Here is a 25,283-nt window from a genome sequence, read left to right as displayed (position 1 = left end):
ATGACTAGGTTTATACTTTTTCCATCAAAACACAAGCAACAATAGATAGGAGATACGCGATGAACAAAACTCAGTTCTGGTTGACTGCTCTGCTGTCGTCAATGACTATGGCTATTATGATGTCAGGCATTATTTCTGGATATAAGATGGGCTTTAGCTCTGAATGGCCAGCGACATGGGTCAGTAGCTTTACTATTGCATGGCCCTGTGCACTGTTTCTCAACCTCACTGTACTGCCAAAAATCAGAGCTTTTTCAGCGTGGTGCTGTCAGCCTAAAAAGATCACATAAACGAAAGCATGATCAAGGAATTTTCCTTGATCATGCTTTCATTCATACAGACGTTGCTAGGGTTTTGGCGCTTCACTCATTGGTTGAGGCTTGGCAAACCAGTAGCCCTGAAACAGGTCACAATTCATTTGTTTAAGGCGCAAATATTGCGCTTCGGTTTCCACTCCCTCCGCCACAATGTCATAACCAAACGCATGAGACATGGTGATCACAGACTCGACCAATGCGCTATGTGCAAGGTCACTACCAAGATCGCCAATGAAACTACGATCGATCTTTACTTCGTCCAATGGCAGCTGTTTTAACATCGAAAGTGAAGAATATCCGGTGCCAAAGTCATCAAGAGAAATTCGAACGCCAGCACTTTTCAAAGTCTTCAGTGCTCGCAGACACTGTTCAAAGTCACTTAAGGCAACGCTCTCGGTGATTTCAACCGTAAACCGCGATGGTGACAATTCGTGGGACAAGATAGTTTGAACAAACTCAATGGCAAAGTGTGGACGACATAAGAGCGTAGAGCTGACATTGATCGATACGCTCATCCCTTCCCTAATACGCTTATTCGCCAAATCATCACAAACACGCAGCAACACGAACTCACTCAGTTTAACGATCAATCCCGACTCTTCAGCAACACTGACAAACAGTTGCGGCGAGATAAACTGCCCATCGTCATCCTGCCAACGCGAGAGAGCCTCAAGGCCGATGACATCTTGCTGATCACCAGAAACGATAGACTGATACCACACTTCAAGCTGACCATCGGCAATGGCTCGTCGTAACTTCTGTTCTATCGTGAGCTGTTGCTGGCTCTCTTGCTCCAAACTAATGTCGTACAACGCCGCCTTGCGGCTTTTCGAGCGCTTTGCACAATACATAGCAATATCGGCCTTTTTGATCAGTTCATCCGCACACTCTGCATCAAGGGGGTAAAACGCGATACCTAGGCTTCCTTGAGTACTGAATTCATTGCCATTGACACAAAATGGCTTTTCCACCGCTCGGAGTATACGGCTAGCTAGCTCGAGCGCCTGTGGCGATGTTTCCACCTCACACATTAGCAAAAATTCATCGCCTCCAAATCGAGCAATAAGGTCGTTTTTTCTGACGACGCCCTTAAGCTGTTTGGAAACGTGCAGTAACAAAGCATCGCCAACATCATGGCCATAAGTATCATTGACGAATTTGAAGCGGTTTAAGTCCATCAACATTAACGCTATTGGATGATCTTTTTTCTCTGCGATATGGGCTTTCAAACGATCTGTCATCATGCGGCGGTTGGCAAGACCAGTCAGCGGATCGTGATAAGCCAACTGATGAATTCTGTCTGCGGAGTGCTTTTGCTCGGTAATATCGGTCATCGCCCCAAGAAATCGTACCGGACGGCCGAACTTATCGCGGATCACCTTTCCAGTGGAAGAAACCCAAACATCTGCTCCATCGGCTCGGCGCAGCCGAAATTGCACTTTGAATGGGATATCCTGTTCCACTTGAGCAAGCAGTTTTTGTTCAAGGTCGTCGATATCGTCACTGTGTACCAAGTTGAAAAATGAGCGACTGGTCAGCACTCGAGTGTTGGGTTCACCATTGTCGAATTTGAGAATATCATTCCAGCGGCTACTCCAAACGAGCTTGTCAGTTTGTAAATCCCAGTCCCAGATCGCGTCATTCGATGAATGGCTAACCACTTTCAATTGATTCGCGAGATCACTCGACACCTGAGCTCGACTTTGAGAACTGTGCAGCAGCAAGTCACGCTGCAAAAATAGGGCAAGCATATCGAGGTAATTGTGATAACTCGAGAGTTTGGCAAGATCGGGTTGACCATCGATGGGCTCCACAATGGCCATGACTTCCGTATGGCGCTCTTGTCTGTCTGTGACACAAAGTAATGTCATAACAAAAGACTCGGGGAGAGCATACAAACTGCTTACAGGAAACGTTTCCGTTGGAAAATGAATGCCTTGCTCAACATTATGCAGTTGGCGACCATCGGTATGCGCATAGCCAACCACACAATGGTCACCGCCCGACTTTACCCCATTAATCGCCCAAGCGACTGGCGTATCAAACAAACAACTCGCATTGACGATTGACGAAAAGCCTGACTGCCCCTGAGAGTACAAGGTTTCGTGCAATTCCGCTGGCGAGCGCTCGGTATGACTGAGCAGTTGGTTTCGAATGGTAAACTGCGGATTATCGCTAGGCTTCTCTGCGCCACAAGAGCCGCGCACCACCATGGATTGCTCAATCAACCCAAGGTCGTTAGCGTACGATTCACCCGCTAATCGAGCCATTAATCGATCTGCAGCGACAACCGTTAAGCGTTCCAATTGTTGGTCAACGGTCGTTAGCCTAGGATGCGTCCGTTCGCCCATGAATATATTATCAATCCCAACAATGGCCACATCCTCCGGAACACGAATACCGTTTTCAGATAAGCTTTCCATCAGCCCTACCGCAATGTGATCCGTCGCGCAAATGACGGCACTACACGGAGCGCCCTGCGGCCAATAGCGCTCATAGGCTTCACGCCCACCTTGCAAAGCGGTATTACTGACGTTAAGGATCTGCCGTCGAGTAATCGAATTTCCATGATACTCGGCATGCTTCTGAAACGCTTTAAAACGCATTCTAACGTCGTTGACTGAGAGATCCCCACAGAATCCTATATCTACGTGACCAAGAGCCACCAGATGGTCATACAGAGCGCTAACGCCACTTGCTTGATCACTGGACAAGGACTCAACGGCCAACGGTGCATAACTAGCGGCGACAGAAACCACCGGAATGCCCTTTTGCACGGCCTTTTCCACTAGGGCACTGGCTGCGGCATGTAGCACCACGATCAATCCATCAATGTGATCAAAGGCAAAAGGAGTATCAAAGTCGCGATTGTGGCCGACACGCAGAAACACTAGGTTCACCCCGTTCTCGACACCATAGGCTCTGAGTGTACTGGTGATTTCGCCCATGTAAAAACCACTTAACATTGGCAAAATGACACCTATTGTCGGCTTACGATGGTGACGAAATAGCACGTCACGGCCATCGTTTATCCTAGTGTTTATGCTGTCCATGTTCGTAATTGTTTTGCTGTCCGCACGATTAGTCAGGTATCTGACCATTCATACAGTAAGAAAATTCATGCCTATCGAGCACCGCGAGTTGATAAAAATGTTAACAGACGCACACTCGGTAGTGGGGAGGTATTGGGAAATTTGACCAAAGTAGCGTTCCCTAAGATCCAAAAAAGGAGCCAACGTTCGTCGACTCCTTTTTGATCTCAACTTAGGGGAAAAGTGCCCTAATTATTGCTCAGCGTTATGGTATACCTGCTGAACATCATCACAATCGTCAAGCATATCAAGGAACTTCTGGAACTTCTCAGCATCCTCGCCCGCGATTGCAGTGTGCGTTTGTGGCACGAACGTGATCTCTTCTACGTCTAGCGTCAGCTCTGGGTACTCAGCGCCCAATGCTGTTTTCGCTTTGAAGAATTCAGTGTGAGGGGCAAATACCGTGATAACGCCGTCTTCAAGCTCGATATCTGTCACATCAACGTCAGCCATCATTAGTGCTTCCAGTACCGACTCTTCATCGTCGCCTTTAAACTGGATAACTGCTTGGTGGTCAAACATGTGCGCTACGGTGCCTGGGCTACCAATCTTAGCGCCCGTTTTAACGAAGCATTGACGAACATCCTGGAAAGTACGGTTGCCGTTATCTGTCAGACAGTCAACGATCACGCTCACGCCGCCAGGGCCAAAACCTTCATAACGCGCTGGCTGGTAATCTTCACCGCCACCACCGCTGGCCTTGTCTAGCGCTTTGTCGATAACGTGCGCTGGAACTTGATCTTTCTTTGCTTTAGCAATCAGGTGCTTAAGCGACAGGTTCATTTCAGGATCGGCACCACCGTTTTTAGCAGCAACGTAAATCTCTTTACCGTACTTGGAATAAACTTTAATTTTTGCGCCTTGTGTCTTCGCCATAGAGGCTTTGCGCACTTCAAAACTTCTTCCCATTGGGATGTTCTCTCTAATTCAATTTAACGCGGAGGATTTTAGCAAATCGTCGTCACAATTCAATTCTATGCGGCAACGAAGAGTGTTACATCACTCCCATCATCTTTTTGTATTTGTCGACACACGCTTCAAACCATGCCTTTTCAGCGTCATCTTGGATTCGCTCAAGCTGCTCGCGAATCGCCTCAGGTCCAGCCTTGGCTTCCTTCATTTGCCACACGACATAAGAGGCTTGTTTATCCAGTTCCACTTTGTTTTTTTCCGCAGGGGGAAGCAAAGAAAGGTTATACGACATGGCTCTCAATTCAGTTAGTGTGGGCAAGGCAGAGAATATAGCACCGTTGACATAGCAAACTCAAATGAAAGGCTTGTGAAGGGGTTGGCGACTGGCAGTCACTGGTGACGGAAAAAACTAAGGGTGGCCATGGCCACCCTACTCTTTTGCTCCATCACCGCTCGGTAGCAGCTAATGTGATACTAACTTAATGGATGAGCCCTAGTTCTTTCGCTTCTTCTAGCGTTAGACCGCTCTCTCTGATTTCTCTTAATGCTTCAATGCGGCGTCGTGCATCGGCGGATTTCGCTTGTTTTGCAGGACGAGATTCCTCTTGAAAGTCCTCAGATTGATCCCACTTGTTAGTGATGGATGCCATTTGGTCATGGTCGATTGAATTGATGGACATTGTTACCTCCTGATGAACCATGTCTGGACACCTAATCTGTAGCAAACGACAAAATTGTTGTTAAGAAAAACTGAGTCAGAATGTGATTGGCTCGGAAATTCTCATCAGAAGTATGGGAAAGGAGTTTATAAACTTTGAAATCCGCATAAGAGGGCAGTACATTTAGCAGATTCCACTTCGAAAAAGTGACTTGATCCAGATCTACTTTTTTCGCCGCTTTCCATTGGTGCTATTGGCCTACGGCTAGGTACATCCCGAAGCAAATTGATGAATTTTGATAAAAAAAAAGCGAGTCCAAACGAACTCGCCAAAAATATATCAGAATGAATGTAACAATATGAGCCAATCTACTTATTTCATTAGAAAGGACAAAAGGTTGTCTATTCGGGATAAATAATAGCCAGTGCCCTTGCCCATAATGTCAGCACACTGTCAGCGTTGTGTGCAAATACCAACAATTTGAGAAACCTATGTAACAAGGTTTGTCAGCCATGACAAACAGTTACACAGAGACCTCATCTAATACCCTAAACACCGATTCATCAATATGCCCATCGTAGACTTGCTTGCATACTTTTTTGCGTACCGCTAGCGCGGAAATCAAGCGCTCGATAGAGAGGTGTTTGTTTTCCTGTCGTGAGTTGTAAAGCTCCACAACGCGACTTAGCACTTCGTAAGTAATCACATCACCATCAACCCGCAACCAATCAAGCTTCTCCATAAGCTCTGAGCACTCTTGTTTGATTGAAACAATCGAGTGCCCTGTCATCGCCGATAAAGCCGATACGCTGCGTTCTAGAGCCTCTGGTGAGGTGTATTTCGATAGGATGATGGTGATCTCATCAGCATTGATCTCCACTAAGTGTTTGCGCTGTTTCACTCGACGGCCCAAATTACCTCTCGGTGAAGGTGCCTTACGCTGAATAGGTTCAAATTCGCCATCAATGATGGTCGACAGTTCATCAAGTTGTTTGCGTGTCACCAATTCGTTTCGCAACGGGTTTGGTAGCGTTGGTGCCATATTGCGTTTGCCAGCATTGGTAGTGCGAGCACGGGAGTAGCGCAGCACTTCCTCTACGTCGCATCGAATATCCACTTGATAATCAGGCAATTTTGCATCGGGCTCATGACACGTCAGCGTTAAGTGGTAACCCCATAAATTCACATCGAACTTGTTTGGTGAATCAACATGCTCTGCAAGGTTGCGAAGTTCACGCAGGAGATCCATAGAAAAGCGACGCCATTCAATATTGCGAGCCAATTTTTGATTCAAGTCCGACAGCATCAGCGAATCAGTGTGGCGACGTGCCATACGGCTACGGAAGTACGAGTACAACTGAAATACCAACGTATGTTGCTTCAAGATCTCAGGCGGAAACAAGAAAAAATAATCACGGGTGAGCAACTCTTCGTAGAACGATGGCTCCCACACCAAGATATATAAATTGGGCTTGATCTTGATCTCGCCATCCGCGCCTTCTCGAGGCGCCTCTTCGGATGCCGTAATGGTTCTTGCTAAGAATCGAAAACGATCACTCTTAAAGCCTTCTGGCATATTTTCACTTAGCCAGCGTCCTGTCAGTTCATGCAGCTGAAAGTCAGTAAATTCAATTCTATCGATGCTATCACGAATAGAATCACGAGCTGGGCCACTGTCTTTTTTACCACGTAATGACAAGATATCTGTGATGTAGAGAGGCGTCTTGTTTGGCACCTGTTTCGCATCCAAATGGTATTCTTCATGATGATGATCATGATATTGAACCGTAAGGGTAAACAGGGCAAATAACGTCATAAGATCATCGACCGTCATGATGTTCTTTGAAGAACGAGTTTCGATCACTGCTTTAGTGCCAGAGATCGATACCATGGATTTTTGATAGCTTTTGCGAGTGCGCGGTGGCGCGAGAGCTTGATCAATGATCCCAGCCCAGTTCGTCGGCGAAACCACAAATTGATCGGCTTCATCACGCATTGCTGGTGGCGTGTAGAGACCATGCTCGTTGAGAAGTCGTTTGTTGACTTGTGTCTGTGCTAGCGCTTTCGATTTTTTTTGCTTTTCTGATTGTTTCACTGACTCAGTGACAAGGCTGGTTGCGCCGAGTACAGAGACTAATTGGTTTGGATTGATAAAACGATGCAACATCGTTTTACCTGCCAATCCTTCTTCGAATCTAACACCATGTTGGCTAAATAAACCTATGTTTACGGCAGCTCGAAGGCGTTGCTGTATTGCAGCACGAGTCAATTTACCGTCAGTGGCATCAATGAGCTCGGTTGTTGAGACAAAGCCATCTTTAGAACTGAATCCACGTAGAGAAATTAAATTCAATAACTCAAGGATGCTTTTGGTCACACCTTTGAAGTGTTGATACTGTTCGATCCAATCAACGGCTGTTTCCGTGACTTCGAAAAGGTGGCCGCCTTTGTGATCCCTAGGGGATCGAATCAAGATTTTGTCTTCACTGCTCATGGTTGGATCTAGATCACATTATCCGTAAATTCGATATTGTTCCATAGAATAATGAAATTTAGATCATAAATAAAGCGCTATTTTGATTATTGATTAAAAGACTGATCCTTATGATTATACTGATCTTAATTGATTAAGTGATCTAATGATCTGTAATGGACTTTGCTTTTAAGTTAATGATAAATAAGTATGTTTTATTTTCACGCATGGAACAATGATCAACATGTTATCGAAACCATGATCATCAATAATAGAAAGCATGATCAACCGTTATCGAATGCATGATCACCATGGCTTTGAAAGCGTGATCATAATGAGTTCGGAACAATGATCATCAACTAATGACAACTTATCCACAGAAATAGTAGAAAAGCTGTGTGTAGAATCGTGATTTTATCGGTTAACAAACGGATTGTACTTCGAAAGCATGATCAAGACAGCCCATATTGACGAAGAAACACTCAACGAGAAGATTAATTAATCGCAATGGTCCAACTATTGTCATCGGTGGTTATTTCAAATGATTATTTGAGTTTACGACGTTTGGCGCGGAACGATGATCAAGAGTTTAGCCATAATATTGCATCGTCGTTCGATTTTGGTATTTCTTAGACCCATTTTGCTGTTCATCCATTGATTCGCGGGACTTAAGCCGTAATCTATTCGGGAATTTACATGCTTCCGAACGCCTTATTCACTTGATCATGGTTCCGTTAGTTATGATCATCCATCTCACAGTTCTAGTGAAGGCTCATTGTTTAATAATTCCTTGATCATGCTTTCTTGTTTCAGCTTCCTTTCGAAACAATGATCAAGGCAACTCCTTGATCATTGTTCCTAGTTCTAGTGTTGCCGATCAGATTTATAACAAGTTGTAATGTGCTGTAGGTAGGTTTACGAACTGAGAGGCAAGTTATCTCAGTCCGTCGATTCGTGTTTACGATCTATCTCACAATGACCGTAATTTATCGTCTGAAGAGTATCGTTCCGAGGAGTCTTCGCTTTACATTGTAAATGAGTGACGCTGTAACACTTTTAAAGTTGGTGGTTTGACGGGTTAATTATCAGTGAATAAATATCGTTATTTGGTGATACTTTGCGCAATTAATCATCATAGAGCTAGATAAGGGTCAAATTAATGTAAATATTCTATGTAGATGAGTGGACAGCTTTTTCTTGAGAATGTACGATATTGCTGTACATAAACAATTAGGTTACTTGGTTGGAACTTAGGTATGAAAAGAGAACAAACAATAGATAATCTCTACCAACTTGCAGAGCAAACTCAGCAAGTGCAAGCGGATCGTATCGAAATCGTATTGGAAGAACGAAGTGATGATCACTTCCCTGCGATGTCAAAAGCGATGATGGAAACTCGCTCTGGCCTAACTCGCAGAAAGCTAGATGATGCCATCAGTAAAATGGAGCAGGGCGGTCATCAGTTTACAAAAAACAATGCCAATCACTATTCTATATCGCTTCAAGAAGCGCATATGTTGATGGATGCGGCTGGTGTCCCTAAGTTCCACGAACGCAAGAATAGCGCTAACAATAAGCCTTGGATTATTAACGTACAGAACCAGAAAGGTGGTACGGGTAAGTCAATGAGTGCGGTTCACCTAGCAGCATGCATGGCGTTAAACCTCGATAAGCGTTACCGTATCTGTCTTATTGACCTTGATCCACAAGGTTCACTTCGACTGTTTCTAAACCCGCAAATCAGCGTTGCTGATCATGAGAACATTTACTCTGCGGTTGACGTTATGTTGGAGAATGTCCCAGAAGGAACCAAGATTGACTTAGAGTTTCTGCGTCGCAACGTACTGCTGCCAACGCAATATCCAAACCTTAAGACTGTATCTGCATTTCCAGAAGATGCAATGTTCAACGCTGAAGCATGGCAAACCCTGTCGCAAAGCCAATCTCTCGACATCGTTAAACTTCTGAAAGAGAAGTTGATCGACAAGATTGCTGAAGATTTCGATGTCATCATGATAGATACCGGCCCTCACGTGGATCCATTAGTATGGAATGCGATGTACGCATCGAACGCATTGCTTATTCCATGTGCCGCTAAGCGCCTTGACTGGGCATCTACAGTCAACTTCTTCCAGCATTTGCCAACGGTTTATGAGATGTTTCCAGAAGACTGGAAAGGTCTAGAGTTCGTTCGTTTGATGCCTACCATGTTTGAAGATGACAACAAGAAACAAGTGTCGGTTCTTACAGAAATGAACTACTTACTTGGCGACCAAGTGATGATGGCCACCATCCCAAGAAGCCGTGCATTTGAGACTTGTGCTGACACCTACAGTACGGTTTTCGACTTGACCGCGTCTGATTTTGAAGGTGGCAAGAAAACGTTGGCGGTTGCTCAAGACGCTGTTCAAAAAAGTGCACTAGAGTTAGAAAGAGTATTGCACAGCAACTGGGCTTCACTGAATCAAGGGTAATGTAAGAAATGGCAATTAAAACTTCAGAACTAAACGCAAAGCTATTTGGTAAAGCAAATAAACGCCGTGCCACCACACCACAAGAGGCTCAAACTGCCGCAAAAGAACAGGCGCAAGTGATCGAACTGTCTGTAGCGGGTGAAGAGCTTGTGTCGTTTGAATTGGTGCGCGTGCCAGCAGATGAAGTAGAAGCTAAAACGTTTGTTTTCCAAGAAAACGCACGTGAGCAGTCTTTCTTAAATGAGCATGCTCTGTCTGATGTACTGGCAACGCTGCGTGACAAAGGCCAACAATATCCAGCCGTTGGTCGCCGTCAAGCTGACGGTACTATCGAGGTATTGGACGGTAGCCGCCGTCGCATGTCATGTATCCTGGCTGAAAAAGAGTTCTTAATCTACGTTGCTGAGAACATTAACTCAGAACACGCCAAGTTCCTTTCTGATGTTGCAAACGCACATAAGCCTTTGTCTCTGTATGAGAAGGGCAAAGAGATGCTGTCTAAGCTCGATAATGGTGAAGCGGAAGACCAAAAGGCCCTCGCAAAAATGTTCCAGTGCAGTGAAGCTTTGGTGAGTGGCGCGCTTAAAGCAGCCGATCTGCCACTTCCTCTGTTACAAGCTTATCCAAATGTGAGTGACCTTGGTCGCCCAACGATTGTTAGACTGCACAAACAATTTAGTGAGCTTGATAAAGCGAATCAAACTAAGCTTATTGAACGTTGCCAACAATCTGATGGTTACGTATGGCAAACCAGTCAGGCACAAGGTGTCGCACGTATTACTAAGGAAGTCTCTGAAACGTTAGAGACTTGGATACACGAACTTGCGCCACCGAAGCGTGCTAAGGTCAGCAAAATTGATTTGGTGAAAGGCCGTGCAAGCTATACTCGCAAAGGGCCAAACTTGGCGATTAATCTCAAAAAGGTCGACGACCAGACAATGGAAGAAATCCTCGAGTTTTTGAAGCAAAAGATGCAGTAAGTTTACTTTCAATGCCCCGCAAGAGCGGGGTATTTTTTTGTGTTAAGATTGGCAAAGGTTCCTAATAATGACTTAGCCATGGCATATCATCCTCAATCCTCCCTCATTGATTCACAAATTGCAGCAATCGACAATCAACTGCAATGGGCTCATTCTCAATTTGTACGTACCGCTATCGTATTAAATGGTGACTTTTTATGGAGCCAGGCTCTGGTTACTCGCTTGCTCGATCATGTCCCATCGCAATCCAGTTTTCACTTAGGCTCCGCTCCGCTCGAGGCGCTGACCTCTATTCCAGCTAACCAAGGCAAGCGACTTCTTGGGCAAGACACGCAACTGTTAGTGGTCACAGTCGATAGTCAGTTTGATGCCAACAGCTTTAATGCCGCGCTGGGAACCTTGATAGGGGGCGGTCTGCTTGTCATACGTAATGATGGTGATACAGCGCTACATCCATGGCTAGAAGAGGCGTTGCAACAGCTACCTAAGTTAGAGCAGCACCAAGAACACATTTGTTTCGATGGCAGGGTTTCTCTGGATTGGACTTCGCGTTCAACGCCCGCTGATTTCATTTCTAAACAAGATGTCTTTGTACAGCAGGCACAAGCTATCGCGCATATTGAGCACGTAGTATCAGGTCACCGAAAACGTCCACTGGTTCTGACAGCCGATCGCGGCAGGGGAAAAAGCAGTGCTCTTGGTATTGCTGTGGCAAGATTTAACGGCCAGCGTAAACTTCGCGTACTCATCACTGCACCGAGTAGGGCGGCTGTGACATCCGCCTTAAAGCATTATAAAAGTGAAATGGCGGCACAAGCCGTTGAACAAGATACGGTGTCACTCGACTTCATCGCGCCCGATGAGCTTCTTCAGACTAAACCCGATTGTGATTTGTTGTTGGTTGATGAGGCAGCGGCGCTGCCAATCTCAATGCTGAAGAAAATGGTAGAGTCGTATCATCGAATGGTTATCAGCACAACGGTGCATGGGTACGAAGGATGTGGCCGCGGTTTTAGCGTTAAGTTTTTACCCTGGCTGCAAGAGAACAGAAAAGGATGTAGGAGTTTTCATCTTGAACAGCCCATTCGTTGGAGTCAGCATGACTTACTGGAACCTTGGGCTGCGAAGACGTTTTTGTTAAATGCTGAGCTGAGTTCACTTCCTGAGAGTCTGATCGTTGAGCCCATTCGCCATGACGCATTAACTTGGTATGAGTTTAATTCTGAGAGTGCGCTTTCTCAACGTCAGCTGTTGGATGCGGCGTTTGCACTATTGGTTAATGCACATTATCAAACGTCTCCGAACGACCTCATGTTGTTGTTAACGAGTAAGAACATGAAGCTGTATATTTTGAATTATCACAATCATGTCGTTGGCAGCTTACTCGTAAATAGGGAAGGGGAGCTCGCTGATGATTTGATTGAACGTGTTCAGCTGGGTGTCGCTCGACCTGCAGGTCATTTAGTACCAATTGAGTTATGTAATCACTTAGGTTTGTCTTCACCTGCCGAGCAGTCTTGCCTTCGCGTGATGCGTATCGCGGTGCACCCTCTATTACAAAGTAGAGGATTAGGCAGCGAAATGCTGACGCAATTATCGCAATCTGCAGCTGGGGACGTGGATTATCTCGCGACAAATTTCGGTACCACTCCAGAGCTTGTCCACTTCTGGCGAGAAAATGAATTTGTAGCCACGCGGATTGGTAGTGCTAAAGATAAAAGCAGTGGTACATACAGTGGCACTTTTGTGCGTTCGTTGTCTTCTCTAGCTGACAAGTGGCAGACGCAGGCTCAGAATCTGTTTGGTCAGTCGCTGAGTTTTACGCTTCGTTCCAGTGCTCAGGACGTTGAGCCTAAACTCGCCCTTGCTTTGTTATCGAGTGTCCAGTCTTCGCCGTACTTTTCATCATCGTCTTCGGTGCCTCTCCATCCTTTAGTGATTAACTACGTGAAAGGTGGTAACAGCTTTAATAGCGTTCGTCCTTTCTTACTGTCGTTACTATTCTCTGCAATGGCGATGGATAACAACAATGTGAGTTTATTAGTGGTTGCGGTGATTGCACAGGAGTGGAGTTGGTCAAAAGTGGCTGAACATTTCGGGCTCACCGGTAAGAAACAAGCAGAGCAAACATTTCGTTCTGAGCTGGGTCTGCTCGTAGACTTTTTACAGTGTAAATAGCCACGTCGAAATTTACACTGTAAAAGTTCTCCCGTGTTTACAGTGTAAATTCATAGTTTTGATTTTTTACACTGTAAATCGACGCCTCCCTCAATTTCCACTATTTGGATACCAATACGGATTCTAGAATCACGATCAAAGTTTGAAGTAAATTACCGTGAGCGCCACCGTAGTTTTAGTCCCCAGCAGTAGTCTCAGTAGTGAGACTTGACTAAAATAAACACTAGTTATTGAAGCATGATCACACTCGCCACTATTTCAGCGAGCGTGAGCTCGCATAAGGAAGTGGTCGTCAGTCATGTGGAAAAGTGTTCTATCTCTCTCTTCAGATAAGAAACAAGTGCTCGCTCGATTGCCAAAGGAATACGAGCAAGGGTTAGCATTGGAGCTCACTTTGCTCGGAAATGCATTGCACGAGCTCAACGCGCAAGACTATTGCGTGAATGACAATGCCGTGAATCAATTCATTAAGGCCGCTCAGGGAGCCAAAGGGGAAGCTTTTTCGGGTTTAACCTTAGCTGAGATAAGAAACGCCACAGCGGAGGTTATCTTAGCGGAGCAAGATATGTTAGCCAGCATTAAAGTGACTGGCGCCTATGCCGGAGAGCCTCTCGTCCCTAATGACATTCTTTCAGCGTTAGCGGCGGCTAAAGTGGTCAAAGGCCTTAATAAGAAAGCGCTTAAAAAAGTACTGCTTTTAAGCCAGCAACTTAAGAAAGGCGAAACCTATACTCAACCTGTCGCGATCGGCAAGCGTCCTAAAGAAGGGAAAGACGCGCAGTTTATCCCTCTGGTCGCCGACCCCAAGCAGCGCGTTCTTAGACCTCAACAAGCAGGACCTAACGGTAAAGTCGACATGCGAGACTTAGGCGCTGTGGTGACTGTCGGTGAGAACGAACAAGTGATGCGACGTATTCCAGCTCTTTCTGGCGAGAATGGATACACGGTTACGGGTGCGATTATTCCACCAAGACCGGTAAAAGATCTGCCGCTTAAACCAGGCGCTGGCACACGTTTCTCACCGGACAATCCCAATACTTTGTTGTCCACTATGTCCGGGATGCCAATCATTAAAGCATCTGGTGTCGAGATTGACGAAGCACTCTGCCTAAGCAATGTTGATATCTCCACGGGTCACATTAAATTTAAAGGTAGCGTTGTTATTTCGGGCAACGTTGAACCTAATATGGAAGTGACAGCAACCGGTACGATAACCGTGGGTGGTTTTGTTGAATCGGCATTTTTAAAATCGAAGGGCGATATCACAGTGGCGAAAGGCATCATTGGCCACAATGTCGATGATGGTGAACAAAAGTCTTGTAAGTTAGAGTCGGGTGGCGATGTCGTGGCTAACTACGCTCAGTTTGCTGATATTAAAGCCAAAGGCGATATCCACTTTACCGTCCACAGCCTAAATAACACCATACGATGCTCTGGTGATTTGCTCGTTATAGGTAGCAATAAGAAGCAGGGCACTTTAAGTGGCGGCGAGGCAACGGTAGGGGGCAAAGTTCAATGTCATCATCTTGGGGTAGAAGGCGACACGGCGACGTTCATCCAAGCCTTTGCTAACTATCAACACTACTCTGATAAAATGGAACGCTTGCAAGAACGATATACTGAATTACAAGAGCGAAAAATGATCGCCATTAGGCGTGAAATCGAGCTTAAAAAGATCCCTAAGTCGAGTCGCAGTGACGAGCAGAATGCTGAGCTAGCAGCGTTAAACAGTGCAGATACCGAAGCTTTGGACGCACTGAATGAAGAAAAAGAGCGCCTTGAGTTAGAGTTGTATGCCAAGCTAGAACTCAATACCGTAGAGTCAATGATGCAAACTCATACCCGTGTTACGGTGCAGTTTGATGATGAAAAGGTAACTACTCGTTCAACGCATGGTCCGGCGACCTTTAGCTATAACAAACAGGTGATCACATTTGCTCCTAAATTGAAAGAAGAAGATATCTTGGTTTAATGCTAGCTGAGCATTAAACCTGTGTCTCTAGCTGTTGAAAGTCGCATTAATCGGAAGGTCGTTTCCAAAGTGTGGCGCCATTACCTAAGCTATCAGCCAAGGTATCTTGTGGGTTACGTAAACGACATTTGGAAAGTGACAAGCAGCCACAGCCAATACAATCGCCAAGCTCGTCTCTGAGTTTGGTCATTAACCAGATTTTTTCATCCAGTATCGCTCGCCAATCTTCTCCCATTTGTTGCCACTCTTGTTGGCTAGGTGCTCGGTTGAGAGGTAGACTTGATAGTGCCTGTTTTATTTCCTCCAAACTAAGCCCTAACTGCTGACCTGTTTTAATGACGGCAATCCTTCTGAGCACTGAGCTGTCATAACGTCGTTGATTGCCCTGATTACGCCAGCTAGTAATCATTCCCTTTTGTTCGTAAAAATGCAGTGCGGACACCGCGACTTCGGCGCGTTTGGCTACCTGACCGACTGAAAGCTCCATAACTTCTCCTTAGTTTTGTTCCAATTATAGCTTGACCTCAAGTTATGTTGAGCTTTTAACCTTGAGACCCGTCACACGGTTAGGGAGAACGGCAATGAACAATGGACGATTACATTTATCAGGATTGATGTTTGATGGTATCGCTTCAGGGATGATGTTGATGGCATTACCTTGGTCGATACTCAAACAAGGCAGCAATGGTACATTTTTGGCGGTAATTACCCTTGCGTGTACAGTGCTATCGTTCGCGCTCACGCCATTTTTTGCCACGGCGATAGACAGATATTCACGCAAGTACATTTTGGTCGTCACTCAGTGTGTTCAAATGTTAACGGCGATCAGTGTGGTAATAGGCAGTTGGCATTTTGGTATCCATATCGGGTTGCTTGCCGTAGCTCAACTTGTGTTCTAGCTCTCGAGTGATTTGGCTTGGATGACGAATGGCGCATTTACTCAAGAGCTCTATAAGCCAAGCCAATATAGTCGCGTATCTAGTCAGCAGGAAATTACAATGCAGATCACCACCCTTAGTGCAGGCGGTATGGGCGTTTGGCTGTTGGAAGCGTGGTCGATGGACAATTTTGCCGCACTAACCGGCCTACTGACGTTTGTGGCAATGCTGTGTTTTATCATGATCCGTCAAAGCCCTGAACAGCGTTCGAAGCAAGCCGTACCTTTCCACCAGCAAATGATGCAATCAAAGCGTATATTTCAAGAGTCTCCACGGTTCTTTTTATTTGTTGCGCTGTCGTGTCTTAGTTATCCAATGATGACGTATCTGTCGAAGTTAGTGCCCATCTATTTATCAGAAAACCAAAAGTCCGGCGAATGGTTTGCATGGTGGCAGATTAACTATGGTATCGGCGCAATGGTGTGTGGGCTAGTGATAGTAAAAGTAATGAACAAGATTGCCCATCAACCATTGATGCTAGTGAGTATGACGGCAATAAGTGTACTGTTATTCACCGTTACCACGACATTGTCTGCATTCTCTATCGTGTTAGTAGCATTGCTGCTTGGGCTCTTTAATGCCACTAACCGTATTGCGAGAGTCAATAAACTCCACCACGAGGTCGACAATGCCATCAGAGGACGCGTAGATGGCGGTATGAAGTTATTCACAACCGCAGCGCAGAGCATGAGTTATGTTGTCATCGCTTACTTAGCTCATTACCAGCTAACAGAGTTAGGTTTTACTATCGGTGCGTTTGTAATGACGCTGGCAACACTGGTGATGTGGGTACTGCATCGAGCGAATGTATTGAATCACCAACCTATTGAGGTCTAACGACAGGTTTAGGTAGCGGTTTGGCTGGTAGAGGCGTAGGTACGGGCTCTGCCGGCGCTTCGGGACGAGTGATTTTAATGCTTTTGATAAAGCGGCTGAAATACAGCTCTTTCACCAGTTCGTCGCATCTGTCATGAGTTAGCCCGCGTTTTGACTGCTCACTGCTCACTGACACTAAGGTCTGATTACTTGGGCGATAGCCATTTGCTACTTCACAAAGCTCGATAGTATCCATGTAGTTAGGGTAGACGTTGACGGGAGATGTACGAAAACCCATTTGGTTCATTTGATAAGAGGAGCAACCGGAAAGGGTAAGCATTGCAATAGTGAGAAGTGCTTTATTTCGCATCTTAAGTTGAATCAATCGTTTGGCTTTTGTCGTGACGCTAATACTAGCTGCTATTTGTGACAGATAAAGCGAAGTTTGAAACCTAGGTCACTTAGCAGTAAAAATTAACACTGCTCAGACATTTAACCGGTCTATACTGGAGGTCACTTAGCAAATTGCCAGTAAATCCAACCAGATATACAAGGAGATTAAGCATGACGGAATCTATCAACGTAGATGTTGCAGTACTCGGTGGTGGACCCGGCGGTTATACCGCAGCTTTTCGAGCCGCCGATTTGGGCTTGTCAGTGTGTATTATTGAAAGTAGAGACACCCTGGGCGGTGTGTGCGTTAATGTAGGCTGTATTCCATCTAAAGCTCTGCTACATGCCACATCACTTATAGAGCAAGCCAGAGAGGGACGCTCGATGGGTATCGCTTTTGGTGAGCCAAGTATCGATCTAGATGCGTTACGTGACCATAAGCAATCAAAAATTGCCGAGTTGACCAAGGGTATTGCTGGTTTGGCTAAGGCGCGGAAAGTCACTCGTATTCAAGGGATGGGGCAGTTTAGTTCATCAACTACGCTGACAGTAAGCGGTGAGAATGATCAAACCATTGAGTTTAAGCATGCCATTGTTGCCACAGGCTCTCAGTCGATCCCACTTTCAATTGCGCCAAACGATCCGCGCATTTGGGATTCAACGGACGCATTAGCAATCAACTCGATCCCAGAGCGGCTACTGATCGTCGGTGGCGGGATCATAGGATTGGAGATGGCACAGGTCTACGCGGCACTTGGATCGAAAATCACCATCGTCGAAGCTCAAGATCATATCATTCCGAGTGCAGATAAAGACATCGTCCAGCCATTACAACGTGCGACAAAAAAAATCTACAACACTTTGACCAAGACTTTGGTCACTGAGATGCAAGCACAACCGGACGGGATTTTAGTGTCGTTCGAGGGGAAAATAGCGCCCGAGCCAAGTTTGTTTGATGCGGTGCTCGTCGCCGTTGGCCGAACGCCGAATACGCAGAACCTCGGATTGGAACGTCTGGGCATCGACAAAAACAACAAAGGGCTAATAACGGTCAACGATCGAATGCAAACCAACATCGCCCATATCTACGCAATTGGCGATATCGTCGATGGTCCTATGCTTGCTCACAAAGCCACACACGAAGGCAAAGTTGCCGCAGAGGTGATCGCCGGCCTGGATTCGACGTTTGCCCCAGTCGCTATTCCTTCCGTCGCCTATACGCATCCTGAAATGGCTTGGGTTGGGTTAACAGAGAAGCAAGCCAAAGCTCAAGGCATTGAATACAGTGTTGGTAAGGTGCCGTGGTTAGTGAGTGGACGTGCTCAAAGTGTTAATGCGACAAACGGTGTAACCAAAGCTCTATTCGACAAACACTCCGGTGCTCTTGTCGGTGCCGGTATCTGTGGCGAAAATGCAGGTGAGTTAATACACGAAGCGGCCGCAGTGCTTGAATTAGGCGGAAGAGCCAAAGATATTGCACATACAGTACATGCTCACCCGACGCTCGCTGAGACGTTCGCGTTTGCTGCTGAAGTGGTTGAGGGCTCAATGACGGATATGCTGCCGGCAAGACGTAAGTAACCCCCAATCCACCGGAAAGATTTATCAAATTGGGTTGGCTATAGAGGGCGCTGGAGCGCCCTTTCAGACTGCTGACAAAGGTCTAGCTTTCAAGCTAGACCTTTGATCTAATAGGAGTATCGAAATATGGATACTCCGATATGCTTCAAAAACCTTCTCCTCAGCAATACGAACTCGAAATGGTAACCATGGAACAGCTCGTTCCACAGAATCATCTCGTTCGTAAAATTGATAATGCCATCGACTTCGAGTTCATCAGAGACGAAGTGGCACATCTATACTGCAAAGATAATGGCCGCCCACCCGTAGACCCTGTGCGTTTATTCAAAATCATTCTGCTTGGCTACCTATTCGGCATCAAAAGTGAGCGCCAACTGGTCAAAGAAATTGAAGTGAACGTCGCTTATCGTTGGTTCTTACGAATGTCACTGACCGAAAAAGTTATCCATGCTTCGACGTTAAGCCAGAACCGAATTCGACGCTTCAATGGTACTGACGTCTTTGAGCGCATCTTCAACAACATAGTGCTTCAAGCGATGGAGAAAGGCTTAGTCGCAGGACAGGAGCTCTTCACTGACAGTACACACCTTAAAGCCAATGCTAACAAGAACAAGCACATGAATCGTCTGCGTCCAGTTAGTGCAGGCGCTTATCTTGATATGCTGAATGAAGATGTGGCTGCAGACCGAGAATCTGAAGGTAAAAATCCATTCAAAGAGACGCCACCAAAGACAGACGTCAAAAACACTAAAGTCAGCACCACCGACCCTGAAAGTGGCTTTATGACACGAGACAATAAGCCTCAAGGCTTCTTCTATCTTGACCACCGAACCGTGGATGGTAAGCACGGTATCATCGTAGACACATACGCAACACCGGGGAATGTGAATGACTCACAGCCCTATATCCGTCGTCTCGATCACACACTAGAGCAGTTCAACCTCAATCCTATCGCAGTTGGTATCGATGCAGGTTACTTCACTGCGCCTGTTGCTGAATCACTCGAGCGCCGCAGTATATTAGGTGTGTTCGGGTATCGCCGCCCATCAAGAACTAAGAACAAATTTAAGAAGAAAGACTTCAAATACCAAAAAGAGACCGATACCTATCGCTGTCCAGAAGGGCAAGAACTTATCTATAAAACCACAACACGCGCAGGCTATCGCTCATACGCTTCAGACCCGAAACAATGTGCGTTTTGCCCCGTTCGGGACGACTGTACTAAGAGTGAAAATATGCAGAAGGTCATAACGCGTCACCTTTATAGTGAGACGGTGGAGCGAGCCAATCAAATGCGACTCTCTAGCTACGGAAAGAAGACGTATCGGAGGCGAAGTGAAACAGTAGAACGAAGCTTCGCCGATGCAAAACAACACCATGGCCACCGTTACGCGCGCTACCGCGGTCTCGCAAAAGTGCAAATGCAATGTTGGTTAGCCGCTGCCGCTCAAAACATCAAGAAGATAGCGTTGGTGGTGAGCTATCTGCGAAAAATGGGCCTAAATAAGGCAGAAATAAGTCAAATACTAGCCTCTGTATGCCGATTTAAGCCTTACTCACTTCAGAACGCTATCTAACAAAAAATATCGCGATCGCGGCCTACGGCCGCTCCGAAAAAAGAACCCCGCTTGAAAAAGCGGGGTTCGTCAGCAATCTGAGAGGGCGCTGGAGCGCCCTTTTTTGTTGTTTTTTAAAGTGAATTCTGAAGTTCGATAACTTTTTCTTACCGTTCAGCAGACAAGCAAAACAACACCAATAGGTTGGCATTGGGGGAATTTACACTGTAAGCCGGTCACGCCCCTAAGGCAAAGCTAACGCTCTTGCTCACGATTTTATAACCTCACAGATTTTCAATGCAACTCGACCTCGCTCGAGGCTGTTATTCATGTCGATCAGCAAGGTAACATTCATAGCATCAACTCCAATATTGACATTATATTTGGTTAATTTTTTGTTTAAGGTAATAACAAAATGTTATTGCTGATTGTGTGTGAAATGTAACAAAAATAGGTGACACCCCTTGCAGCAACCCATCCGACCAGTTATTGTTGAGTAACAAGGTGTTAACATAAGGTGGTAGGGATGCACTTCGATGAATTAATCGCACAAGCCAGGCTATGCGCGACAAGCGGCGAGCATATGTCGATCCCGGCGTCATGGGGGCAGGGGCGTACGGTATTTGGTGGATTATCGGCTTCTCTGTTGTATACCGTGATGCAATCTCATCTTAACGGAGAGCGTGTTTTACGTTCTCTAAATACTAATTTTGTTGGACCTCTTTTGGTCGACGTGCCGTTTACGTTTGAAGTTGAAGTGCTTCGTGAAGGAAAAAGTGTGTCGCAGCTTAGTGCACGCTTGGTGCAAAATGGTCAAGTAGCGGTATTTCAACAAGGGTGCTTTGGCGCTGACCGTGAGTCCAATATTGTGGTGAAAAATAACGATAATCACATTATGCCTTTACCCGATGATCTTCCAAGGTTTCCATCTATTGAACAAGGCGCCCCTAACTACACCTCTCATATTGATCTAGCGCTTGCCCGTGGCCACTTACCTTTCACTGGTAGTCGAGACTCTCATACTTGGGGCTGGATGAGATTTAAAGTGTCACCGGAAGTGATATCTGATGCTCACCTCATTTGTTTGGTGGACGCGTGGCCTCCTGGTGTGTTGCAGATGATGAGCACGCCTGCGCCAGCAAGTACTATGATGTGGAATCTGGAATTTATTCACCCACACCGCTCTGTCCAGCCGGAAGATTGGTTTGCTTATCAGTCGCATACCAGACAAGCCGCTGAAGGTTATGCTCACGCTCAAGCGAATATTTGGAATAACCGAGGTGATCTCGTGGCAGTCAGCCGGCAAAGTATCGCTATCTTCGATTAACGTTCGTTTTACAGTGTAAACAAGCCGATAGGGCTACGATCGCAAGTCGTAGCCCTATTTTTATGCTTGAGGCGTCTAAAGGTATAGAGTTTAGGCTTTGGCGCTTGAACTTCCTTTTAAGGCTGCTATTCTTTGCCGCCCTTTTTCACGTGTTGAGGTAATTTTTATGGCCATCGGGTTTGATTATGGAACCGCGAACTGCTCTGTTGCACATTTGAACAATGGTAACGTCGAGCAAGTCCCATTGGTGGGGGATAACTGCTTCATTGCGTCGACACTCTGTGCACCAACAGCGGAAACCGTCTCGGAATACCTGTTTCGCTGTTTAGACATTCGTCCGTCAAATGAAGTGGGTGAGGCGGTGTTGCGCCGCGCTGTTAAGATGAACCGTGAAGAAGGTATTGAGGTAATTCCAACCGACGTGCTGTTTGGTGAACAAGCGCTGAATCTGTATTTGGAAGACCCGAAAGATGTCTATTATATCAAATCACCGAAGTCCTTCTTAGGTGCTCAGGGCCTGCGTGATATGCAGCTTTCTTTTTTTGAAGATCTGGTTTGTGCCATGATGAGCAACGTGAAGCGTAAAGCGGAAGCGAATTTAGAGCGGTCGATAGAGCAAACTGTGATTGGTCGCCCGGTCAATTTTCTTGGTCGCGGTGGAGAGGCTTCCAACTTGCAAGCTGAAGGGATATTGTTGCGTGCCGCGAACCGTGCTGGTTTTAAAGACGTTGAATTTCAATACGAGCCAGTGGCTGCAGGGTTAGAGTTTGAATCGACCCTAACAGACAACAAAAATGTTCTGGTGGTCGATATTGGTGGTGGTACCACGGACTGTTCATACATTCAGATGGGACCGTCGTGGGTTGGAAAAAATGACAGGCAGCAGTCTCTCATCGCCCACACGGGTCAGTTAGTCGGCGGGAACGATTTGGATATCTATATTGCGTTTCGTCGATTTATGCACGCCTTTGGTATGGGCACTAAGCGCCATTCGGGCTTAGATATCCCCGTTACCCAATTCTGGAACCCGATTGCTATTAACGATGTTCAAGCGCAAAGAAAGTTTTACGCGCATGACAACTTGAAAGAGCTTAGATTGCTGGCGAAAGAAGCGCTGGAGCCAGCGAAAGTGAATCGCTTGATCGCACTTCATCAAGAAACCTTGGGTTATGCAGTGATTCGAGAAGCTGAAAAAGCCAAGATTTCCCTCGAAGAGAATGCTGAGTACAAAGCGATGCTTGATCTTTATAGTGAGCATGTAGGAATCGACATCAGTCAGGCTGATATGGCGGCGGCGATCGACAATCCGACCAAGAAAATTCAAGCCTTAGTTAAAGAAGCGGCGCAGCAAGCTGGCACTTTGCCAGATGTGATTTACATGACGGGGGGCTCTGCACGTTCTTCTGTGCTGCGTAAAGCAGTGCAAGATGTGCTGCCAAACATTCCAGTGGTCTCGGGCAACTACTTTGGCTCGGTTACAGCAGGATTGGCAAGATGGGCAGATGTTTGTTTTAGATAACAAGACCACTGCGCAGATAGACAAAACCCAGAGCGTTGCTCTGGGTTTTTCGTTTGTGATTCGTCTTACTTATTAGGCATAGGTAAGATTTCAAACATGCCATCAAACTCATCAAGTGAAGCCGCGAGCTTGCCTATGAGCTCAGCATCGCCCTTGATACCTGCTTGACCTGATTTTAGTAGCTCATCGAGCGAAACCTGTCCCAATGCCACTCGGGTAAGATCCGATTTGTGGATGATAAGCTCTACATTGGTTTCAGGTAGCGTATCGACTTCAATGTTACTCATGTTGGCATTAGACACTTCACCGTAGTAGCGCTCTTCCACATCTGGATGATACAAACCAAAGTTAAAGTCTAAACCAGCTTGCTCGGCTTTTTCTGCATTAAGCCTAACAGCAATGAAGTCTAAGAACATTCCCGTTGGTGTATTGGCAATCACGTCTGCTGAGGCCAACTTGATAGAAGGTTGGATCTCGCCAGTTCTAAGCTCAACTGCACCTTGTAGGTAAGAGTTTCGCCAAGCCATGGTTTCAGATTGATAGCCTTGCTGCTCGAAGCTGTCTGCAAGCGCATAGCGGTACGTCACATTGTTTGGGTCACATTGCACCAGGTCATTAAACAGCTGCGAAGCTTCTTGATACTCCCCTTGTTTAAAGTGCTCCATGCCTGCGTTGTATAGAACATCTGCCCCGGCTGCTTGCACATACACACATGATTTGTCTTGTGTTTGCAGTGGGTTGGTGTTCACTGGGTTCATGTCATGATAGCCCAGGTATAGGTTTACAACGGCACGAGCGTTATGGCTGTAAGAGCCGTGATAACCGTTAGTGTGCCAAGTTTGCTTTTGAGACTCAGGAACCAGATTTTCTATTTCGCGCCCTACATCGTGGATAGTCACACCGTGGTTGGCTAAACGCATTGCTTGGTTGTGAATAAAGCCGTAGTTGTCACGCTGAAGTGTCATGTAATCGGCAATTTCATTTTGTGGCGTATTCACATCATTCCAAACTGGCGCAGAGTGCGCAGCGTGGATGTTGTCGACAAGCCCCGTATCAACGTAACGCATTTTTAGCTCTGTCAGGTATTTCGTCCACACCAGCGCGTCACGAACTTTAGCGCCGCGGAAGGTGTAGATATTGTGCATACCGTCGTAAGTCAGCTCAGCAGTGTTTAGAGAGCGATATTGAGGCACATAAAGCACGATCTCAGCTGGTGCTTCTGCGCCAGGCATGTTGATGGCATGGAAATCAAGACCATCGATTGTGATCACTTTCTCGCGTTCTTGGATTTCAGTGGTAGGTGCTACCAACGTGACTTCTCCACGTGATGTACCCAGACCAAGTGCGTTGTCGACAATGCCTTTTTCGTCGTTATCTAACGTTGTGCCGTACTGATAGTTGGCGCGGCGTCCCATCGCAGTACCTGCTATCACGTTCTCGTCAGCAAGTTCCTTGATGAAATCTTTTGGTGCATAGATTGGTGCACCTTCGCTGAAGTCACCAGACTCATAGACACCACGAGAGCCACCAAAGTGATCCGCGTGCATGTGAGAGTAAATCATGCCTGTGATTTTGTGTTCACCGTTGATTTTTGGTAGATGTTGTTTGGCAAAGTCCCAAGAGGCCGCAGCCGCTTCTTTTGATAGCAAAGGATCGTGAATCACATAACCATTGTCGGTGCGGTAAATGGTCATGTTGGAGAGATCAGCACCGCGGATCTGGTACACACCATCAGTCACTTCATAAAGACCGCCAGCTGCATAATTGAGCATAGCTTGTCGCCAGATTGAAGGATTGACCGTTGGTGGGATCTCATCGACAGAAAGCTCTGCCATAAACTCAAATCGGTTTTTAAGCTCACCCGCAGCATGGGTACCAAATTCAGCGATAAGGCCACGTTTGGTGCGGTCAAATGCAGACGTGTCTTGCCACGGTAGTGTAGAAGCAAGCGCCTGATTGGCCTCCAGCGTATGGGAGCTTGCAGGTTTACCTTGGTAGTCCTCAAGGCCAGCGTAGTCAGCGTTAGCGGCGAATGACGCCATAACGGCGATAGCGATAGTTGAAGGAGTAAGCGCTCGAAGCATAGAAAACCTCAT

Annotated in this window: 19 protein-coding genes; 11 read left to right on the top strand and 8 right to left on the bottom strand. The window is 46.2% G+C overall.

The window, feature by feature from the left end:
- Positions 1–59: 59 nt before the first annotated feature.
- Positions 60–290 carry a DUF2798 domain-containing protein gene (locus AAA946_RS23040; protein WP_338167073.1) on the top strand — a complete coding sequence of 77 codons (231 nt, stop codon included), beginning with the start codon at positions 60–62 and terminating at the stop codon, positions 288–290.
- 56 nt (positions 291–346) lie between these two features.
- On the opposite strand, the gene AAA946_RS23035 is transcribed toward AAA946_RS23040, so the two are convergent.
- The 5 genes from AAA946_RS23035 to AAA946_RS23015 all read right to left on the bottom strand — a co-directional run bounded on the left by AAA946_RS23035 (position 347) and on the right by AAA946_RS23015 (position 7,474).
- Positions 347–3,370 carry an EAL domain-containing protein gene (locus tag AAA946_RS23035; RefSeq protein WP_338167072.1) on the bottom strand — a complete coding sequence of 1,008 codons (3,024 nt, stop codon included), beginning with the start codon at positions 3,368–3,370 and terminating at the stop codon, positions 347–349.
- Between the two features lie 231 nt (positions 3,371–3,601).
- Entirely contained in the window at positions 3,602–4,318 is a 717-nt protein-coding gene (locus tag AAA946_RS23030; RefSeq protein ID WP_338167071.1) for a YebC/PmpR family DNA-binding transcriptional regulator, read from the bottom strand.
- A gap of 85 nt (positions 4,319–4,403) precedes the next feature.
- Positions 4,404–4,613, bottom strand: a complete 210-nt coding sequence (locus AAA946_RS23025) for a DUF3283 family protein (protein ID WP_338167070.1) — start codon at positions 4,611–4,613, stop codon at positions 4,404–4,406.
- Between the two features lie 187 nt (positions 4,614–4,800).
- Positions 4,801–5,001, bottom strand: coding sequence for a PA3496 family putative envelope integrity protein (locus AAA946_RS23020; protein WP_338167069.1), 201 nt, complete (start codon positions 4,999–5,001; stop codon positions 4,801–4,803).
- Positions 5,002–5,503: 502 nt separating this feature from the next.
- Positions 5,504–7,474: a replication initiator protein RctB domain-containing protein gene (locus AAA946_RS23015; protein WP_338167068.1), complete on the bottom strand. Its 1,971-nt coding sequence runs from the start codon at positions 7,472–7,474 to the stop codon at positions 5,504–5,506.
- 1,235 nt (positions 7,475–8,709) lie between these two features.
- Between AAA946_RS23015 and AAA946_RS23010 the strand changes: the two genes are divergently transcribed.
- From AAA946_RS23010 to AAA946_RS22995, 4 genes are all read left to right on the top strand, one after another.
- Positions 8,710–9,927, top strand: coding sequence for a ParA family protein (locus AAA946_RS23010; RefSeq protein ID WP_338167067.1), 1,218 nt, complete (start codon positions 8,710–8,712; stop codon positions 9,925–9,927).
- A gap of 8 nt (positions 9,928–9,935) precedes the next feature.
- Complete coding sequence (locus tag AAA946_RS23005; RefSeq protein WP_338167066.1) at positions 9,936–10,907, top strand: ParB/RepB/Spo0J family partition protein; 972 nt, start codon at positions 9,936–9,938, stop codon at positions 10,905–10,907.
- Positions 10,908–10,985: 78 nt separating this feature from the next.
- Positions 10,986–13,085 carry a GNAT family N-acetyltransferase gene (locus AAA946_RS23000; RefSeq protein ID WP_338167065.1) on the top strand — a complete coding sequence of 700 codons (2,100 nt, stop codon included), beginning with the start codon at positions 10,986–10,988 and terminating at the stop codon, positions 13,083–13,085.
- Positions 13,086–13,383: 298 nt separating this feature from the next.
- Positions 13,384–15,057, top strand: a complete 1,674-nt coding sequence (locus tag AAA946_RS22995; protein WP_338167064.1) for a DUF342 domain-containing protein — start codon at positions 13,384–13,386, stop codon at positions 15,055–15,057.
- 46 nt (positions 15,058–15,103) lie between these two features.
- Here AAA946_RS22995 and soxR read toward each other — a convergent pair whose 3' ends face one another.
- Positions 15,104–15,544, bottom strand: a complete 441-nt coding sequence (soxR, locus tag AAA946_RS22990; protein WP_338167063.1) for a redox-sensitive transcriptional activator SoxR — start codon at positions 15,542–15,544, stop codon at positions 15,104–15,106.
- Positions 15,545–15,638: 94 nt separating this feature from the next.
- On the opposite strand from soxR, the gene AAA946_RS22985 reads away from it, so the two are divergent.
- Both AAA946_RS22985 and AAA946_RS22980 read left to right on the top strand, forming a co-directional pair.
- Positions 15,639–15,956 (top strand): hypothetical protein, encoded by a 318-nt coding sequence (locus tag AAA946_RS22985; protein WP_338167062.1) that lies wholly within the window; start codon positions 15,639–15,641, stop codon positions 15,954–15,956.
- 21 nt (positions 15,957–15,977) lie between these two features.
- Positions 15,978–16,832 carry an MFS transporter gene (locus AAA946_RS22980; RefSeq protein ID WP_338167061.1) on the top strand — a complete coding sequence of 285 codons (855 nt, stop codon included), beginning with the start codon at positions 15,978–15,980 and terminating at the stop codon, positions 16,830–16,832.
- Here AAA946_RS22980 and AAA946_RS22975 read toward each other — a convergent pair.
- On the bottom strand, positions 16,819–17,109 hold the full coding sequence (locus AAA946_RS22975) for a hypothetical protein (RefSeq protein WP_338167060.1): 291 nt from the start codon (positions 17,107–17,109) through the stop codon (positions 16,819–16,821). The two genes, AAA946_RS22980 and AAA946_RS22975, sit on opposite strands and share 14 nt — an antisense overlap.
- A 266-nt stretch (positions 17,110–17,375) precedes the next feature.
- Here AAA946_RS22975 and lpdA point away from each other — a divergent pair, with 266 nt between their 5' ends.
- From lpdA to yegD, 4 genes are all read left to right on the top strand, one after another.
- Positions 17,376–18,785: a dihydrolipoyl dehydrogenase gene (lpdA, locus tag AAA946_RS22970; protein WP_338167059.1), complete on the top strand. Its 1,410-nt coding sequence runs from the start codon at positions 17,376–17,378 to the stop codon at positions 18,783–18,785.
- Between the two features lie 140 nt (positions 18,786–18,925).
- Positions 18,926–20,362, top strand: coding sequence for an IS1182 family transposase (locus tag AAA946_RS22965; protein WP_338163447.1), 1,437 nt, complete (start codon positions 18,926–18,928; stop codon positions 20,360–20,362).
- 505 nt (positions 20,363–20,867) lie between these two features.
- Positions 20,868–21,668 carry an acyl-CoA thioesterase gene (locus AAA946_RS22960; protein ID WP_338167058.1) on the top strand — a complete coding sequence of 267 codons (801 nt, stop codon included), beginning with the start codon at positions 20,868–20,870 and terminating at the stop codon, positions 21,666–21,668.
- 166 nt (positions 21,669–21,834) lie between these two features.
- On the top strand, positions 21,835–23,187 hold the full coding sequence (gene yegD / locus AAA946_RS22955) for a molecular chaperone (protein ID WP_338167057.1): 1,353 nt from the start codon (positions 21,835–21,837) through the stop codon (positions 23,185–23,187).
- Positions 23,188–23,252: 65 nt separating this feature from the next.
- Here the strand turns inward: yegD and AAA946_RS22950 are convergent, their stop codons facing one another.
- On the bottom strand, positions 23,253–25,271 hold the full coding sequence (locus AAA946_RS22950) for an alkyl/aryl-sulfatase (protein WP_338167056.1): 2,019 nt from the start codon (positions 25,269–25,271) through the stop codon (positions 23,253–23,255).
- Positions 25,272–25,283 lie beyond the last annotated feature (12 nt).

It is taken from the genome of Vibrio sp. 10N (genome assembly GCF_036245475.1).
Lineage (GTDB): Bacteria > Pseudomonadota > Gammaproteobacteria > Enterobacterales > Vibrionaceae > Vibrio.
This window is presented reverse-complemented; position numbering and strand designations above follow the sequence as displayed.

What these genes read in the sequence shown, in the direction of transcription:
- AAA946_RS23040 (WP_338167073.1), top strand. Translation starts at nt 60, where the DNA reads ATGAACAAAACTCAGTTCTGGTTGACTGCTCTGCTGTCGTCAATGACT.
- AAA946_RS23035 (WP_338167072.1), bottom strand. Translation starts at nt 3,370, where the DNA reads ATGGACAGCATAAACACTAGGATAAACGATGGCCGTGACGTGCTATTT.
- AAA946_RS23030 (WP_338167071.1), bottom strand. Translation starts at nt 4,318, where the DNA reads ATGGGAAGAAGTTTTGAAGTGCGCAAAGCCTCTATGGCGAAGACACAA.
- AAA946_RS23025 (WP_338167070.1), bottom strand. Translation starts at nt 4,613, where the DNA reads ATGTCGTATAACCTTTCTTTGCTTCCCCCTGCGGAAAAAAACAAAGTG.
- AAA946_RS23020 (WP_338167069.1), bottom strand. Translation starts at nt 5,001, where the DNA reads ATGTCCATCAATTCAATCGACCATGACCAAATGGCATCCATCACTAAC.
- AAA946_RS23015 (WP_338167068.1), bottom strand. Translation starts at nt 7,474, where the DNA reads ATGAGCAGTGAAGACAAAATCTTGATTCGATCCCCTAGGGATCACAAA.
- AAA946_RS23010 (WP_338167067.1), top strand. Translation starts at nt 8,710, where the DNA reads ATGAAAAGAGAACAAACAATAGATAATCTCTACCAACTTGCAGAGCAA.
- AAA946_RS23005 (WP_338167066.1), top strand. Translation starts at nt 9,936, where the DNA reads ATGGCAATTAAAACTTCAGAACTAAACGCAAAGCTATTTGGTAAAGCA.
- AAA946_RS23000 (WP_338167065.1), top strand. Translation starts at nt 10,986, where the DNA reads ATGGCATATCATCCTCAATCCTCCCTCATTGATTCACAAATTGCAGCA.
- AAA946_RS22995 (WP_338167064.1), top strand. Translation starts at nt 13,384, where the DNA reads ATGTGGAAAAGTGTTCTATCTCTCTCTTCAGATAAGAAACAAGTGCTC.
- soxR (WP_338167063.1), bottom strand. Translation starts at nt 15,544, where the DNA reads ATGGAGCTTTCAGTCGGTCAGGTAGCCAAACGCGCCGAAGTCGCGGTG.
- AAA946_RS22985 (WP_338167062.1), top strand. Translation starts at nt 15,639, where the DNA reads ATGAACAATGGACGATTACATTTATCAGGATTGATGTTTGATGGTATC.
- AAA946_RS22980 (WP_338167061.1), top strand. Translation starts at nt 15,978, where the DNA reads ATGACGAATGGCGCATTTACTCAAGAGCTCTATAAGCCAAGCCAATAT.
- AAA946_RS22975 (WP_338167060.1), bottom strand. Translation starts at nt 17,109, where the DNA reads ATGGGTTTTCGTACATCTCCCGTCAACGTCTACCCTAACTACATGGAT.
- lpdA (WP_338167059.1), top strand. Translation starts at nt 17,376, where the DNA reads ATGACGGAATCTATCAACGTAGATGTTGCAGTACTCGGTGGTGGACCC.
- AAA946_RS22965 (WP_338163447.1), top strand. Translation starts at nt 18,926, where the DNA reads ATGCTTCAAAAACCTTCTCCTCAGCAATACGAACTCGAAATGGTAACC.
- AAA946_RS22960 (WP_338167058.1), top strand. Translation starts at nt 20,868, where the DNA reads ATGCACTTCGATGAATTAATCGCACAAGCCAGGCTATGCGCGACAAGC.
- yegD (WP_338167057.1), top strand. Translation starts at nt 21,835, where the DNA reads ATGGCCATCGGGTTTGATTATGGAACCGCGAACTGCTCTGTTGCACAT.
- AAA946_RS22950 (WP_338167056.1), bottom strand. Translation starts at nt 25,271, where the DNA reads ATGCTTCGAGCGCTTACTCCTTCAACTATCGCTATCGCCGTTATGGCG.